Below are 16417 nucleotides of genomic sequence, written 5' to 3'. Positions count from 1 at the left end.
GCATGCGAGGGCGTTGATCATGTGGAGTCGGAGATGACGCAGCCTGCAAAGGTCCAAGAACCCTCGATGGAGGAGATTCTGGCCTCGATCCGGCGCATCATTGCCGACGATGAGGCCAAGCCGCCGCCGAACGAGAAAGCCGCCGAACCTGCCAAGCCCGCAGCCGCGCCGGCGCCCAAGCCGGCCGCGATGAATGACATTCCGCCGTCCAAGATCGCGGCGGCCAAACCTGCCGCCGAAAAACCTGCTGCGCCACCACCGGCTGCAAAGCCAGCGGCTCCGCCGCCGCCAGCGCCGGCCGCAAGCAACAACCAGGACGATATCGACGCACTGCTGGCGGGCCTGGACGAGGCGACCCCTGCGCCCGAGATGCGGGCGCCGGAACCCGAGCCTGAGCCGGACGTGCTCGAACTGACCGACGAGATGGCGGTGGAGACGCCCGCGCCTCCAGCACCGAGCTTTCGCAAGGTCGAGCCGGGCGACGATGTCGAATTCGCGGAAGCCGTGGCGCCGCCGTTTCGGCCGGCTCCTCCGCCACCGTCCTACCAGCCGGTCGATTTCGACGCGCCGCCGCTGCCGCCACAGCAGCCGATCCTGGCGCAGACGACGGTCTCGGCCGTCGAATCCGCCTTCAATTCCCTGGCCCATACCGTCCTGAGTTCGAATGCGCGGACGCTGGAGGATCTGGTCAAGGAGATGCTGCGGCCGATGCTGAAATCCTGGCTCGACGACAACCTGCCCGGCCTCGTTGAACGCATCGTGAAGGCGGAAATCGAGCGGGTCTCGCGCGGCGGCCGGTGACGCCGGGGCCGCGCAGCCCTCGTAAGGCCCTGCTTTCGTGCTCTATTCGGCCTGTCGACGGTCCCAAGAGCCGTTTTGCCGCCGGGCTTTCCATTGACCTTTCCGTTGACTTGGCCGCCGCGCACGGCTTTTTAGCAGCCCCATGATCGAGAAAAACTACCAGCCCGCCGATATCGAAACCCGCATGTCCGTCGTCTGGGAGGACAGCCTTGCCTTCAAGGCGGGCCGCCCCGACCGGCGCGACGCCACCCCCTTCACCATCGTGATCCCGCCGCCGAACGTGACGGGCTCGCTGCACATGGGCCACGCGCTCAACAACACGCTTCAGGACGTGCTGTGCCGCTTCGAGCGCATGCGCGGACGCGACGTGCTGTGGCAGCCGGGTACCGACCATGCCGGCATCGCGACCCAGATGGTGGTCGAGCGGCAGCTGATGGAGCGGCAGCAGCCCGGCCGCCGCGAGATGGGCCGCGAGAAATTCCTGGAGCGGGTTTGGGAGTGGAAGGCCGAGAGCGGCGACACCATCATTAACCAGCTCAAGCGCCTCGGCGCCTCCTGCGACTGGTCACGCGAGCGCTTCACCATGGACGAGGGCCTGTCTAAGGCCGTCATCAAGGTGTTCGTCGAACTGCACCGCCATGGCCTGATCTACAAGGACAAGCGGCTGGTGAACTGGGACCCGAAGCTGCTCACCGCGATCTCCGATCTCGAGGTGCAGCAGGTCGAGGTCAAGGGCAGCCTCTGGTATCTGCGCTATCCGATCGAGGGCAGGAGCTTCAGCCCCGACGATCCTTCGAGCTTCATCGTCGTCGCCACCACGCGCCCGGAGACCATGCTGGGCGATACCGGCGTTGCCGTGCATCCCGAGGATGACCGCTACCGGAAGCTCGTCGGCAAGCACGTGATCCTGCCGCTCGTCGGCCGCAAGGTAAAAATCGTCGCCGACGACTACTCCGACCCCGAGAAGGGCTCGGGCGCGGTGAAGGTGACGCCGGCGCACGACTTCAACGACTTCGAGGTCGGCAGGCGCCATGGCCTGCGCCAGATCAGCGTGCTCGACAAGGAGGGCTGTCTCGACCTCGTCGATAATGAGGATTACCTGCGCGACCTGCCGGAGGGCGCCTCGCAATTCGCCGAGGAGTTCCACAATGTCGAGCGCTTCGCCGCGCGCAAGCGCATTGTCGAGCGGCTGGAGGCATTCGGCTTCATCGAGCGCATCGAGCCGCATACGCATATGGTGCCGCATGGCGACCGCTCCGGCGTCGTGATCGAACCCTTCCTCACCGACCAGTGGTACGTCGACGCCAAGACGCTGGCCAAGCCCGCCATCGCGGCGGTGCGGAGCGGCGAGACGACCTTCGTGCCGAAGAACTGGGAAAAGACCTATTACGAGTGGATGGAGAACATCCAGCCCTGGTGCATCTCGCGTCAGCTCTGGTGGGGCCATCAGATCCCGGCCTGGTACGGGCCGGACGGCAAGGTGTTCGTCGCCGAGACCGAAGAGGAGGCCGTCAGCCACGCGCTCGGCTACTACGTCGAGCAGGAGGTCATCACGCCGGAGCAGGGGCGCGAGATGGCGCTCGACCGCAACAAGCGCGAAGGCTTCATCACCCGCGACGAGGACGTGCTCGACACCTGGTTCTCCTCCGCGCTCTGGCCGTTCTCCACCCTCGGTTGGCCCGACGATACGCCGGAGGTGAAGCGCTACTACCCGACCGACGTGCTGGTTACCGGCTTCGACATCATCTTCTTCTGGGTCGCCCGGATGATGATGATGGGCCTGCACTTCATGAAGGAGGTGCCGTTCTCGACCGTCTACATCCACGCCCTCGTCCGTGACGAGAAGGGCGCCAAGATGTCGAAGTCGAAGGGCAACGTCATCGATCCCCTGCATCTGATCGACGAGTACGGCGCCGACGCGCTTCGCTTCACGCTGGCGGCGATGGCGGCACAGGGGCGCGACATCAAGCTCGCCACCAGCCGCGTCGAGGGCTATCGCAATTTCGCGACGAAACTCTGGAATGCCTGCCGCTTCGCGGAGATGAACCAGTGCGTCGTGCCGGAAGGTTTTGAGCCCGCGAAAGCGACGCAGACGCTGAACCGCTGGATCGCGCACGAGACGGCGCACACCACGCGCGAGGTGACGGAGGCGATCGAAGCCTATCGCTTCAACGACGCGGCGGGCGCGATCTACCGCTTCGTCTGGAACGTCTATTGCGACTGGTATGTCGAGCTCGCAAAGCCCGTGTTGCTGGGGCCGGACGGTCCGGCCAAGACCGAGACCCGCGCCATGGTCGCCTGGGCGCGCGACGAGATCCTGAAGCTACTGCACCCCTTCATGCCCTTCATCACCGAGGAGCTCTGGGAAGTGACCGCCAAGCGCGAGGAACTCCTCACGCTGGCGCCATGGCCGCTGAAGTCCGCCGGGCCGACGGCGGAAGAGCTCGCGATGGTCGCGGCATCGATGCCGAATGACGGGGCCTTCCTTTCGCCGATGGTGCTGCCGATCTTCGACCACGCCGACTTCACCGATCCTGCGGCGGAAGCCGAGATCGGCTGGGTGATCGACCTGGTGACGCAGATTCGGTCGGTGCGCGCCGAGATGAACATCCCGCCGGCGACGCTGACCGCGCTGGTGCTGGCCGGCGCCTCCGCGGAGACGAAGGAGCGCGCGCCGCGCTGGGCCGACGTCATCAAGCGCATGGCGCGTCTTTCGGACATCTCCTTCGCCGATCGCGCGCCCGACGGTGCCGTGCAGATCCTGGTGCGCGGCGAGGTCGCAGCGCTCCCGCTGAAGGGCGTGGTCGATCTCGCAGCCGAGCGCGTGCGTCTCGACAAGGAGATCGCCAAGGCTGACGCCGACATCAAGCGCGCCGAGTCCAAGCTGGCGAACGAGAAATTCGTCGCCAACGCGGCCGAAGAGGTCGTCGAGGAGGAGCGCGAAAAGCGCGAGGCTGCACTGGCGCGCAAGGCGAAGCTGCTCGAGGCGCTGGAGCGGCTGAAGCAGGTGTCGTGACAGGTTCGTCATTCCGGGGCGGCTCGTAGAGCCGAACTTTGGTGCGCACTTGCGCACCAGAGAATCTCGAGATTCCGGGTTCGGCTCTGCGAGCCGCCCCGGAATGACCTCTACCTTGGAAATGGCTTGCTCAAGAACTTCGAGCCCCTGACTCCGTAGCGCCAGGGCAGCTCGACCGCCTTGGTGAGGCCGATCCTGATGCCGGTCGCGACCGCCATTTCGCCGCTGCGCGCGTGCAGCGCGATCGGCGGGCGGTCGAGGGGCAGGGCGTTGTGCGCAATCGTGATGCCGAGCGCCTCCGTCAGCTTGCCCGGACCCGAGCACAGCGCATGCAAATCGACGAGATGCCGGCGCCGGCGCATCGCGGCAATCCCATGCGTCGGTTCCAGTGCGCGGATCAGGACGGCGCTGGCCGAGCCTTCCTCCTCGCAGACGAAATTCACGCACCAATGGATGCCGTAGGAGCGGTAGACATAGGCAAAGCCGGGCGGGCCGAACATCACCTGGTTCCGCGGCGTCGGGCCGTTGTAGGAGTGTGCCGCCGGCTCGGTATGATGATAGGCCTCAACCTCGACGATGATGCCACCGACGCCGTCGACCAGCAGCGTCGCGCCGATCAGGTCGGGTGCGACCTCGTGGACGCTGCGCGCGAAGAAGCCACGCTTCAGCGGCTTGCCCAGAGCGGGTGTGGAGGGCTTCGATTTTGGAGCCATTCGAGGTGAGAATCGCTAGACGACAGAGCAGGATATTGCCCATATCTGCCATGTTCCCTGAAGCGGCGCGAGCCGGGTTGCGGCTAAGGGCGATACCGATTAGGTAGGACCAGAACAGACCGGACACCCCATGGTCGTTATTGTCGATACCATCAACAACCCCCTGCGCCCCCGTCACCCGGAAAAAGTGAATCGGCCCGATGCCGCTTCGCCGCCGAAGCCGGACTGGATCCGCGTGCGTGCGCCGAACACCCGCGGCTATGCCGATACCCGCAACATCGTGCGGGCCAACGGCCTGCATACGGTGTGCGAGGAGGCGGGCTGCCCGAACATCGGCGAGTGCTGGGACAAGAAGCACGCCACCTTCATGATCATGGGCGACACCTGCACCCGCGCGTGCGCCTTCTGCAACGTCAAGACCGGCCTGCCCAACGCGCTCGACGCCGCCGAGCCGGAGCATGTCGCCGAGGCCACCGCCAAGCTCGGGCTCGCCCATGTCGTGATCACCTCGGTCGACCGCGACGATCTCGCCGATGGGGGTGCCGAGCATTTTGCCAGGACGATCCGCGCCATCCGCGCCGCCTGTCCCTCGACCACGATCGAGATCCTGACGCCCGACTTCCTGCGCAAGGAGGGGGCGCTCGAGGTCGTCGCCGCGGCCAAGCCCGACGTCTTCAACCACAACCTCGAAACCGTGCCGTCGCGTTACCTGACGGTGCGGCCCGGCGCGCGCTATTTCCATTCGATCCGGCTGTTGCAGCGGGTCAAGGAGATCGACCCCACGATCTTCACCAAGTCCGGCATCATGGTCGGCCTCGGCGAGGAGCGCCACGAGGTGCTCCAGGTGATGGACGATCTGCGTTCGGCCGAGGTCGACTTCCTGACCATCGGCCAGTATCTCCAGCCGACCCGCAAGCATCACGCTGTGATGCGCTATGTGCCGCCGGATGAGTTCTCATCCTATGAGAAGGTCGCCTACACCAAGGGTTTCCTGATGGTGTCGGCAAGCCCGCTGACCCGTTCGTCGCATCACGCCGGCGATGATTTCGCAAGACTGAAGGCAGCGCGGGCCGCAATAGCCCGCTGACGTCCAATGCATCGAGTTTCGAGCAAGCACCGCGTCAACCACAGCGCATCCCAGATGTTTGATCTGGTCGCGGACGTCGAGCGTTATCCGGAGTTCGTGCCGCTGTGCAGCGCGCTGAAAGTGCGCCAGCGGGTTACAAAACCCGACGGCACCGAGGTGCTGGTTGCCGACATGACGGTGTCGTTCAAGCTGATCAAGGAATCCTTCACCAGCCGCGTGACGCTTGACCGCGCCAATCTGAAGATCGTGGTCGAGTATCTGCAAGGGCCCTTCAGCAAGCTGGAAAACCGCTGGACCTTCGAGCCGAAGGGCGAGGGCGTCTGCGACGTTGGTTTCTTCCTCGCCTACGAGTTCAGGAGCCGCATGCTGGCGATGCTGATGGGCTCGATGTTCGACGCCGCGTTTGCGCGCTTCTCCGTCGCGTTCGAGAAGCGGGCAGATGCGATCTACGGCCGGCCGAAGATCGCATCGTCCTAAAGCGCGTTAGGATGAATCGTCATCGCGCTTTAGGTTGTTGTTTGAGCATGATCTCCGCGCAAACGCGTTCCGCGTTTGTCGCGAGGGAAAACCGCTCCACACTTTTCCGGATCATGCGAGGCGCTGCGGCCTGAACGACTATTTCAACCTCTTGGCGGCCTGCGCCGCTTGACCGCGCCACGCCTTGGCGAGCGGGCAACACGGGAACGCAGCCGGCTTGCGGCCTCGCGGCGCGGCTTTGCGGCGGCTTGCGGGCCGCGGGCGAGGTCCATCAGCATGCGCAAAGCCTCGACGACCGAGCGCTGCCGCACGGCGGTGCGGCCGATCGCGCCAAAGCGGTGCTCGCGATGGATGATGCGGCCGTCGCGCGCGGCAGCGGCGAAGTGGACGAGCCCGACCGGCTTGCCGGGCGTCGCGCCGCCGGGGCCGGCGATGCCGGTGATGGAGACCGCGAGGTCGACGCCGGCGCGCTCCAGCGCACCGACCGCCATCGCGGTCGCGGTTTCCTTGCTGACGGCGCCGAAGTTCAGCAGCGTGCTCGCCTCGACGCCGAGCATCACGCGCTTGGCATCATTGGAATAGGTGACGAAGCCGCGGTCGATGACGTCGGAGGAGCCTGGGATGTCGGTCAGCGCGCCGGCCACGAGACCGCCGGTGCAGGACTCTGCGGTCGCGATCGTCAGCTTGCGCATCCGGCACAAATCGAGCAGCGAGCGGGAGAGGGCGCGTGCGTCGCTGCCGCCCATGACCTAGATGCCCCAAGGAAGACGGATGGTGGCGCTCGCGGTCGCTGCGATGCCTTCCTCGCGGCCGGTGAAGCCGAGCCGCTCGCTGGTCGTGGCCTTCACCGCGACGCGGGAGATGTCGACGCCCGAGATCTCGGCGATCCGCGCGCGCATGGTGTCGCGCAGGGGACCGATCTTCGGCCGCTCGCAGATCATCGTCACCTCGAGATTGGCGACGCGGCCGCCGCGCTGCGTGACGCGCTCGATGGCGTATTTCAGGAACTGGTCGGAGGAGGCGCCCTTCCACTTGGGGTCGCTCGGCGGAAAATGCGAGCCGATGTCGCCGTCGGCGAGCGCGCCGAGGATGGCGTCGACCAGCGCATGCAGGCCGACATCGCCGTCGGAATGGGCCAGGAACCCCTTGCTGTGCGGCACGCGCACGCCGCAGATCATGACGTGGTCGCCTTCGCCGAAGGCATGCACGTCGTAGCCTGTCCCGGTCCTGATGTCGCCGAGCTGGCTGGCGAGGCGCGCTTCCTCGCGGACGAAGTCTTCGGGGGTGGTGAGCTTCATGTTTGCAACATCGCCTTCAAAGGTTGCGACCGTCAATCCCGCCCATTCGGCGATCGCCGCATCATCTGTGAAATCAGAGCGTCCGTCCTTCGCCGCGCGACGATGCGCGTCGAGGATGACATCGAAACGAAAGGATTGCGGCGTCTGCGCGATCCGCAAGCGTGCGCGGTCCGGCGTGCCCTCGATCTGCCCGGCCGCGCCGATCAGCTTGACGGTGTCGTTGACGGGGATCGCGGGGATGGCGGCACCATCGCGGCTGGCGGCTTCGATCGCGCGGGAGATCAGGGCCTGCGAGACAAAGGGACGTGCCGCGTCGTGGATCAGCACGAGGTCCGGCTTGTGCGGAGCGAGGGCCTCGAGGCCTGCGAGCACGGAAGCCTGGCGCGTCGCGCCGCCGCTGGTCGGGGGCTCATGGCGCAGGCCTTCGACCGCTGCCGTGAACATGGTGCTGTCATCGGGGTTCACCACCGGCTGCACCAGCGCGACGTCAGGGTGGTTGCTGAAGGACTCCATGGCGCGAAAGATCACCGGCACGCCGCCGATCGCGCGGTATTGCTTCGGTCCGCCCGCACCTGCGCGAAGCCCGCGCCCGGCCGCCACGAGAACAACTGCGGTCCGCTCTGATTTCGCCATAGCGCTGAAATACTCAATTGATAGTGATGATCGGGGCGAGGGGTAATTTTGGCATGCCTCTAGCACGGCAGCCGCCGAAGAACAGCGGTGTTTGCCCGATTGTCAGCAACAGCTTTTTGCTGCACTGCACTTGAAAGATTGGAAGAACTGTCTAAACTGTAGGCATGACGCTTGACTGCACAAGAATTGTGCGCAAGATAGGTCATGGCAGGCGCGATGAGGCGCCGCCTTTGAGACGAGACGTCTGTGACCGGCCCGGTAGGATTAGGCGCTAAGCCCTTGAAAATAGGCGATATTGATGTCGCCAACCCGGTCTTCCTGGCGCCCATGTCGGGGGTGACCGATTCCCCCTTCCGGCGGCTGGCCGCGGAGCTTGGGGCCGGTCTCGTCGTGTCCGAAATGACAGCCAGCGACGAGCTCGCCAATGGCCACAGGATGTCGCGGTTGCGCTGCGAGGCGACTGGCCTGGGCCCGCATGTGGTGCAGCTTGCCGGCTGCGAGGCGCACTGGATGGCGGAGGGCGCGCGGATCGCGGAAGCGGAAGGCGCCGACATCATCGACATCAACATGGGCTGCCCGGCGCGCCACGTCACCGGCGGCCAGTCCGGCTCGGCGCTGATGCGCGACCTCGACCATGCCTTGCGCCTGATCGAGGCGACGATCGCGGCCGTGAAGGTTCCGGTCACGCTGAAGATGCGGCTCGGCTGGGACGACCGTAGCCGCAATGCGCCGGAGCTGGCACGGCGGGCGGAGAGCGCCGGCGTCAAGCTCATCACCGTGCATGGCCGCACGCGCTGTCAGTTCTACAAGGGCGAAGCCGATTGGGACGCCGTGCGCGACGTTCGCGCGGCGATTTCGGTTCCGCTGGTCGTCAACGGCGATATCACCTCCTACGACAAGGCCATTGCGGCGCTCGAGGCCTCCGGCGCCGATGCCGTCATGATCGGACGCGGCGCGCAAGGCCAGCCCTGGCTGCCCGGTCAGATCGGCCGACGCCTCCAGGGCGGGGCGGAAGAGGCAGCACCTTCGCTCGGCGAGCAACTCCATTACGTCCGCACGCTCTATGAGGGCGTCTGCGATCTCTATGGCTTGCGCATCGGCCTCAGGCACGCGCGCAAGCATCTCGGCTGGGCGCTCGACGTCGCCGCGCATCTCAGCCGCGCGCCCGCCGAGAAGCTGAAGGCCTGGCGCCAGAACATCCTCACATCCGAGGATCCGCGCGCTGTTCACCGTTCACTGCAAGATGCTTTCGACGACTTCGCATGGAGCGCTGCTGCATGAGCTCAGCCGCTGAACATCGTCGTCCGCTTCCGTCAAACGGCGATGCAATCCTCGACGCGCTGCCCAATCCAGTGCTGCTGATCGGGCCGGACGGCAAGATCATCGACGCCAATATCGCGACGGAGGCGTTCTTCGAGATCTCGACCCAGTTCCTGAAGCGCCAGTCGCTGAAGGAGCTGGTGCCGTTCGGCAGCCCGCTCCTGGCATTGATCGACCAGGTGCGCTCGTCGAATTCACCGATCAACGAATACAAGGTCGATCTGGGCACCCCGCGCATGGGCGGCGACCGCCAGGTCGATCTGCATGTCGCTCCTCTCACCGAGCGGCCCGGCTACATCGTGGTGATGCTCCAGGAGCGCACCATCGCCGACAAGATGGACCGCCAGCTCACTCATCGCAGCGCCGCGCGCTCGGTGATCGCGCTCGCCGCGATGCTCGCGCATGAGATCAAAAACCCGCTCTCCGGCATCCGCGGCGCGGCTCAACTCCTCGAGCAGCAGGCTTCCTCGGAAGATCGCATGCTGACGCGGCTGATCTGCGACGAGGCCGACCGCATCGTTACGCTGGTCGACCGCATGGAAGTGTTCGGCGACGAACGGCCGGTCGTGCGCGGTCCGGTCAACATCCATTCCGTGCTCGACCACGTAAAGCGGCTCGCGCAATCCGGCTTTGCCCGCAACATCCGCTTCGTCGAGGACTACGATCCCTCACTGCCGCCGGTGCTCGCGAACCAGGACCAGCTCATCCAGGTGTTCCTCAACCTCGTGAAGAACGCTGCGGAAGCCCTGATCGACGTGCCCGACGCCGAGATCCAGCTCACCACCGCCTTCCGTCCCGGCGTGCGCCTGTCAGTGCCCGGTCAAAAATCCCGGGTATCCCTGCCGCTCGAATTCTGCGTCAAGGACAACGGACCGGGCGTGCCGGACGATCTTCTGCCGAACCTGTTCGATCCCTTCGTGACCACCAAGCAGACCGGCAGCGGTCTCGGCTTGGCGCTGGTCGCAAAAATCGTCGGGGACCACGGCGGCATCATCGAATGCGAGTCTCAGCCGCGCAAGACCACCTTCCGCGTGCTGATGCCGATGTACTCGACCTCCATCAAACACGCCGATCATAGCAGTCGCGCCGACTCTGCCGGGAAGCCGTCGCCTGCGTCACAGGGGGCAAAATGAGGATTGAATATGCCCGCAGGTAGCATTCTCGTTGCTGATGACGATACCGCCATCCGCACGGTTCTTAATCAGGCTCTGTCCCGGGCAGGGTACGAAGTCAGGCTGACCGGCAACGCCGCCACGCTGTGGCGCTGGGTCAGCCAGGGCGAGGGCGATCTCGTCATCACCGACGTGGTGATGCCGGATGAAAACGCCTTCGACCTGTTGCCGCGCATCAAGAAGATGCGGCCGAATCTGCCGGTCATCGTGATGAGCGCGCAGAACACGTTCATGACCGCGATCCGAGCTTCCGAGCGCGGGGCTTACGAATATCTGCCAAAACCCTTCGACCTGAAGGAGCTGATCGCGATCGTCGGGCGGGCGCTGGCCGAGCCGAAGGAGCGGACCTCGAGCCCGGACGAAGATGCGGAGATGGAGGCGATCCCGCTGGTCGGCCGCTCGCCGGCGATGCAGGAGATCTACCGCGTACTCGCGCGCCTCATGCAGACCGACCTCACCGTGATGATCACGGGCGAGTCCGGTACCGGCAAGGAGCTGGTGGCACGGGCGCTCCACGACTACGGCAAGCGCCGCAACGGTCCGTTCGTCGCCGTCAACATGGCCGCGATCCCGCGCGACCTCATTGAATCCGAACTGTTCGGCCATGAGCGCGGCGCGTTCACCGGCGCCAACACCCGTGCGTCCGGCCGCTTCGAGCAGGCCGAAGGCGGAACGCTGTTCCTCGACGAGATCGGCGACATGCCGATGGAAGCACAGACGCGCCTGTTGCGCGTGCTCCAGCAGGGCGAATACACCACCGTCGGCGGCCGCACCCCGATCAAGACCGACGTGCGCATCGTCGCGGCCTCCAACAAGGACCTGCGCGTCCTGATCCAGCAGGGGCTGTTCCGCGAGGACCTGTTCTTCCGACTCAACGTCGTGCCGCTGCGGCTGCCCCCCCTGCGCGAACGCATCGAGGATCTGCCTGATCTGGTGCGCCACTTCTTTGCGCTCGCCGAGAAGGACGGCCTGCCGCCCAAGAAGCTCGACGCGCTGGCGCTGGAACGGCTGAAGCAGCATCGCTGGCCCGGCAACGTGCGCGAGCTGGAAAACCTCGCACGGCGCCTCGCTGCACTCTATCCGCAGGACGTCATCACGTCGTCCGTCATCGATGGTGAGCTTGCGCCGCCCTCGGTCAGCCCGGGTGCCGCCGTCCAGCAGGGCGTCGACAATCTCGGCGGGGCCGTGGAGGCGTATCTGTCCACGCACTTCCAGGGTTTCCCCAACGGCATGCCGCCGCCCGGCCTCTATCACCGCATCCTCAAGGAGATCGAGGTCCCGCTGCTCACGGCTGCGCTTGCCGCCACCCGCGGCAACCAGATCCGCGCCGCTGACCTGCTCGGTCTGAACCGCAACACGCTGCGCAAGAAGATCCGGGATCTGGATATCCAGGTGTACCGGAGCGGCGGCTAGTCTCCTTCGATGTCATTCCGGGGCGCCTCGCAGAGGCGAACCCGGAACGACAATTGTGCGTGCCAGGGCCCAGCCCCTGTGGATGCGCCCGTCCGCCGCGGTCGGGACGCCGCGGAATTGTCGCAATTCGGCAACAATGTGATATGTATGCATCAGTATCCGTGATCCACGGATCCCGCTTTCAGCATCACCATTGCCGGAATGACCAGCGCAGATACCTCGGCCGCAGCCTTTGAGACGTCTCCAGCCGCAGAAGCCCGGCGCTGGTCGCCACGCCGCTGGCTGGCGGCGTTCGCGGTCGTGCTGGCGCTGCTCTCGGCGTTCCTGACCTTTGTCGTCCTGACCGGGCTGACCCGCATCGAGCCGACGCCCGATGTTGTCAGGTCGTTCCTGATGATCAATGCCGGCACCATCCTGCTCCTCGTCGGCATCATCGTCCACGAGATCTGGCAGATGATCCAGGCGCGCCGGAGGGGGCGGGCGGCAGCGCGGCTGCATTTCCAGATCGTGGGACTGTTCTCGGTGATCGCGGTGCTGCCGGCGGTGCTGGTCGCGATCGTCGCCAACGTCACCATCGAGCGCGGCCTCGACCGGCTGTTCTCCGGGCCGACCAAGGAGGTGATCCAGAACTCGCTGACGATTGCGCTCGCCTATATGCAGGATCATGCGCAGCTCATTCGCGGTGACATTCTGGGAATGGCGAACGACATCGCGCACGCCCGCCCGCTCTATGACCAGGACCGGCGGTCGTTTCGCGAATTGCTGACGGCGAGCGCCGGCTCCCGGAACCTGCCGGGCGCGATGATCATCGACAAGGATACCAACATCCTGGAATCGGCGGATACCGGCATCCGGCTCGCCTATTCGCCTCCCGCTCCGGACTTCCTGAGCAATGTCGGTGAGAGCGAGCCGGAAATCGCCGTCCTGCCGGAGAACAATTACGTGGCGGCCGTGATCCGGCTCCGCGCCTTCAACGACACCTTCCTCTATGTCGCCCGTCAGCTCGATCCTCGCGTCGTGGCGCAGGTCAAGCAGACACAGCTGGGCGTCGCCGAATATGCCCAGATCGAGTCGCGCCGGCTCGGCATCCAGGTCGCCTTCGCGCTGATGTTCGCGGTGATCGCGCTGACCATCCTGATGGCCTCGGTGCTGATTGGCCTGAACTTCGCCAACTGGCTGGTTGCGCCGATCAGGCGGCTGATGAACGCGGCCCATACGGTTTCGACCGGCGATCTCCACGTCCAGGTCCCCGTGCACAAATCCGAAGGGGATCTTGCCCAGCTCGGCGAGACCTTCAACAAGATGACTCAGGAGCTGCGCAGCCAGCGCGACGAGCTCGTCAGCGCCAGCGATCTGATCGACAGCCGCCGCCGCTTCATCGAGGCCGTGCTGTCCTCGGCCTCCGCCGGAATCATCGGCGTCGATACCTCCGGCAGCGTCGGTATCCTGAACCGCTCCGCGGAGAAGCTGATCGGCCACGCCGAGTCCGAGACGCTCGGCCATCCCTTGTCGGACGTGCTGCCCGAGCTCGACGACATGATGAAGAGCGCGCGGGAAGGCACCCAGCGGCTGGTACAGGGCCAGATCACCATCATGCGCGACGGGCAGGAGCGCAACCTGTCGGTCCGCGTCAGCGCGGAAAAGACCAGCCAGCCGCGCGACAGCTACATCATCACGCTCGACGACATCACCGAGCTGGTCTCGGCGCAGCGCACCTCGGCCTGGGGCGACGTGGCCCGCCGTATCGCCCACGAGATCAAGAACCCGTTGACGCCGATCCAGCTCTCCGCCGAGCGCATCCGCCGCAAATTCGGCAAGACCATCACCGAAGAGAAGGACAAGTCGATCTTCGACCAGTGCACCGACACCATCGTGCGCCAGGTCGACGATATCAGACGGATGGTTGACGAGTTCTCGCGCTTTGCGCGCATGCCAAAACCCGTGATGGAAGGCGAGGATGTCGTCGACACGGTGCGACAGGCGGTGTTTTTGATGAAGGTCGCGCATCCCGAGCTCGACATCGAGACCACTTTCAAGGAAGACCCGCTGCGCGCGCAGTTCGACCGCCGGCTGATCTCGCAGGCCGTCACCAACATCGTCAAGAACGCGACGGAAGCGATCGAGCAGGTCCCGCCGGAGGAACTCGGCAAGGATGGCGGAAAGGGCCGCATCGATGTCGTGGTCTCGCGCGAGGCCCAGGACGTGTTGATCGACGTCGTCGACAACGGTATCGGCCTGCCCAAGGTCGCGCGCTCGCGGCTCCTTGAGCCGTATGTGACAACTCGGGCCAAGGGCACGGGCCTCGGGCTTGCGATCGTCGGCCGCGTCCTCGAAGACCATGGCGGGCGCATCGAGTTGAAGGACGCCTCCGACTTCCGGCAGGGCCAGCGCGGCGCCTGGATGCGGATGCGTTTTGCGATCTCGGGCCATGCCAACACCGTCGAGGCGAAGGACGCGGCTCAAAAGGCCCGAGGAACAGCCAGAGAACCGAATTCAAACACGCCGGCCGTCGAAACCAAACAGCCGGCAGAAACGACTAATGATGCAACAAGAATCGAAGCCTCAACAGGCAACTGACAGAGCGGGCGCGACCCATGGCAAATGAAATTCTGATTGTCGATGATGAGGCCGATATTCGGGATCTCGTCGCGGGCATTTTGGAAGACGAGGGGTTCGTCACCAGGACTGCGCGGGACAGCGACTCTGCCCTTGCGGAGATCGCCAATCGCAGGCCGCATCTGGTGTTCCTCGACATCTGGCTGCAAGGCTCCAAGCTCGACGGCCTGCAACTGCTCGAGCAGGTCAAGAAGGACAATGTCGACCTGCCGGTCGTCATGATCTCCGGTCACGGCAACATCGAAACCGCGGTCGCCGCGATCAAGCGCGGCGCCTATGATTTCATCGAGAAGCCGTTCAAGGCGGACCGCCTGATCCTGGTGGCCACGCGCGCGCTGGAAAACTCGCGGCTCAAGCGCGAGGTGAGGGAGCTCAAGCAGCTCGCTCCAACCGCGAGCCAGCTCGTCGGCCGCTCGCCCAGCATGAACCAGCTCCGCCAGACCATCGAGCGGGCGGCCAAGGCCAATAGCCGCATCCTGATCGTCGGCCCCGCCGGCGCCGGGAAGGAATTGGCTGCACGTACGCTGCATGCGGCCTCGGGCCGCGCCGACGGGCCCTTCGTCGTGATCAATGCGGCGGCGATCACGCCGGAGCGGATGGAGCACGAGCTGTTCGGCGTCGAGCAGTCCAATGGCGAGCAGCCGCGCAAACCGGGCGCGCTCGAAGAAGCTCATGGCGGCACGTTGTTCATCGACGAGATCGCCGACATGCCGCGCGAGACCCAGAACAAGATTCTGCGGGTCCTGGTCGAGCAGTCGTTCCAGCGCGTCGGCGGTACCGGCAAGGTGCAGGTCGACGTCCGCATCATCTCCTCGACCGCCCGCAACCTCGAGGAGGAGATCGCAGCCGGCACTTTCCGCGAGGATCTTTATCACCGCCTCTCGGTGGTCCCGATCCGCGTGCCCGCGCTCTCCGAACGGCGCGAGGACATTCCGGAACTGATCGACTATTTCATGGACCAGATCTCGGCTGCCACGGGGCTGCCCAAGCGCCAGATCGGCCAGGACGCGATGGCGGTGCTCCAGTCCCACGTCTGGCCCGGCAACGTCCGTCAGCTCCGCAACAACGTTGAGAGAGTCATGATTCTCGCCGCCGGCGGGCCGGAGGTGATCATCACCGCCGACATGCTGCCGCAGGACGTCGGCTCGATGGTCCCGGCAATGCCGACCAGCAACAATGGCGAGCACATCATGGGCCTGCCGCTGCGCGAGGCGCGCGAAGTGTTCGAGCGCGACTATTTGATTGCCCAGATCAGTCGTTTTTCAGGAAATATTTCTCGTACGGCGGAGTTCGTTGGCATGGAGCGTTCGGCACTACACCGGAAGTTGAAGGCGCTCGGCGTCGGCTGAGCCGCGCCCGATCGACCACACGTTCATAATATCAGAGGAAAATCATCGATTTCCGTAGTTTTTCGGAGGATTTGGATGCGGGCTGCCGCGGGAAGCGGCTTGCCTAATAAGCGTACCTGTCTTCTAATCGTACCGCCGCGCCTCCGGAGGGGGATCTCATGAGGGACGGCAACCGGGAGAGGCCCCGCATCTCAAAACCGTATCTTCAAATGAGGGCAGCAACCGGTCGGACTATCCAAACAACAAGAAACTCAAAGCGAGATAACAACAATGGCGGCAGACCGCGCACAAAACCTACAAGACACCTTCCTTAATCACGTTCGCAAAACCAAGACGCCACTGACGATCTTTCTGGTCAACGGGGTCAAGCTGCAGGGAATTGTGACCTGGTTCGACAATTTCTGTCTGCTGCTTCGGCGCGACGGTCACTCGCAGCTCGTCTATAAGCATGCGATCTCGACCATCATGCCCGGTGCTCCGATCCAGCTGTTCGAAGGCGGCGAGGATCAGCCGGCTTGAGAG

General features: G+C 65.0%; 13 protein-coding genes. 10 read left to right on the top strand and 3 right to left on the bottom strand.

All coding sequences use genetic code 11. The features are described from left to right. Nucleotides 1-33: 33 nt before the first annotated feature. Both NLM33_RS06045 and NLM33_RS06040 read left to right on the top strand, forming a co-directional pair. Nucleotides 34-801 carry a PopZ family protein gene (locus tag NLM33_RS06045; RefSeq protein WP_254095209.1) on the top strand — a complete coding sequence of 256 codons (768 nt, stop codon included), beginning with the start codon at nt 34-36 and terminating at the stop codon, nt 799-801. A 142-nt stretch (nt 802-943) separates the two neighbouring features. Beyond that, the gene (locus tag NLM33_RS06040; protein ID WP_254095208.1) at nt 944-3817 is read left to right on the top strand and encodes a valine--tRNA ligase; all 2874 of its coding nucleotides are present in this window, start codon (nt 944-946) and stop codon (nt 3815-3817) included. 110 nt (nt 3818-3927) lie between these two features. Here NLM33_RS06040 and NLM33_RS06035 read toward each other — a convergent pair whose 3' ends face one another. Then, on the bottom strand, nt 3928-4530 hold the full coding sequence (locus NLM33_RS06035; protein ID WP_254095207.1) for a DNA-3-methyladenine glycosylase: 603 nt from the start codon (nt 4528-4530) through the stop codon (nt 3928-3930). A 130-nt stretch (nt 4531-4660) separates the two neighbouring features. Here NLM33_RS06035 and lipA point away from each other — a divergent pair, with 130 nt between their 5' ends. Together lipA and NLM33_RS06025 are read left to right on the top strand one after the other, a co-directional pair. Next, entirely contained in the window at nt 4661-5617 is a 957-nt protein-coding gene (lipA, locus tag NLM33_RS06030) for a lipoyl synthase (protein ID WP_254095206.1), read from the top strand. A gap of 6 nt (nt 5618-5623) precedes the next feature. Further along, nucleotides 5624-6094: a type II toxin-antitoxin system RatA family toxin gene (locus NLM33_RS06025; RefSeq protein ID WP_254095205.1), complete on the top strand. Its 471-nt coding sequence runs from the start codon at nt 5624-5626 to the stop codon at nt 6092-6094. A 143-nt stretch (nt 6095-6237) separates the two neighbouring features. On the opposite strand, the gene NLM33_RS06020 is transcribed toward NLM33_RS06025, so the two are convergent. After that, on the bottom strand, nt 6238-6840 hold the full coding sequence (locus tag NLM33_RS06020; RefSeq protein WP_254095204.1) for a CinA family protein: 603 nt from the start codon (nt 6838-6840) through the stop codon (nt 6238-6240). A 3-nt stretch (nt 6841-6843) separates the two neighbouring features. Beyond that, nucleotides 6844-8025 carry a bifunctional 2-C-methyl-D-erythritol 4-phosphate cytidylyltransferase/2-C-methyl-D-erythritol 2,4-cyclodiphosphate synthase gene (locus NLM33_RS06015; protein WP_254095203.1) on the bottom strand — a complete coding sequence of 394 codons (1182 nt, stop codon included), beginning with the start codon at nt 8023-8025 and terminating at the stop codon, nt 6844-6846. Nucleotides 8026-8304: 279 nt separating this feature from the next. Here NLM33_RS06015 and dusB point away from each other — a divergent pair, with 279 nt between their 5' ends. From dusB to hfq, 6 genes are all read left to right on the top strand, one after another. After that, entirely contained in the window at nt 8305-9306 is a 1002-nt protein-coding gene (gene dusB / locus NLM33_RS06010) for a tRNA dihydrouridine synthase DusB (RefSeq protein ID WP_254095202.1), read from the top strand. Continuing rightward, nucleotides 9303-10478, top strand: a complete 1176-nt coding sequence (locus NLM33_RS06005; RefSeq protein ID WP_254095201.1) for a nitrogen regulation protein NR(II) — start codon at nt 9303-9305, stop codon at nt 10476-10478. Before dusB ends, NLM33_RS06005 begins: the two co-directional genes overlap by 4 nt. A 9-nt stretch (nt 10479-10487) precedes the next feature. Next, nucleotides 10488-11930 carry a nitrogen regulation protein NR(I) gene (gene ntrC, locus NLM33_RS06000; RefSeq protein WP_254095200.1) on the top strand — a complete coding sequence of 481 codons (1443 nt, stop codon included), beginning with the start codon at nt 10488-10490 and terminating at the stop codon, nt 11928-11930. A 201-nt stretch (nt 11931-12131) separates the two neighbouring features. After that, nucleotides 12132-14507 carry a PAS domain-containing sensor histidine kinase gene (locus NLM33_RS05995; protein WP_254095199.1) on the top strand — a complete coding sequence of 792 codons (2376 nt, stop codon included), beginning with the start codon at nt 12132-12134 and terminating at the stop codon, nt 14505-14507. 17 nt (nt 14508-14524) lie between these two features. Further along, the gene (locus NLM33_RS05990; RefSeq protein WP_254095198.1) at nt 14525-15895 is read left to right on the top strand and encodes a sigma-54 dependent transcriptional regulator; all 1371 of its coding nucleotides are present in this window, start codon (nt 14525-14527) and stop codon (nt 15893-15895) included. Nucleotides 15896-16165: 270 nt separating this feature from the next. Then, nucleotides 16166-16414: an RNA chaperone Hfq gene (gene hfq / locus NLM33_RS05985; RefSeq protein ID WP_007591126.1), complete on the top strand. Its 249-nt coding sequence runs from the start codon at nt 16166-16168 to the stop codon at nt 16412-16414. Nucleotides 16415-16417 lie beyond the last annotated feature (3 nt).

It is taken from the genome of Bradyrhizobium sp. CCGUVB1N3 (genome assembly GCF_024199925.1).
Classification (GTDB): Bacteria; Pseudomonadota; Alphaproteobacteria; order Rhizobiales; family Xanthobacteraceae; genus Bradyrhizobium.
This window is presented reverse-complemented; position numbering and strand designations above follow the sequence as displayed.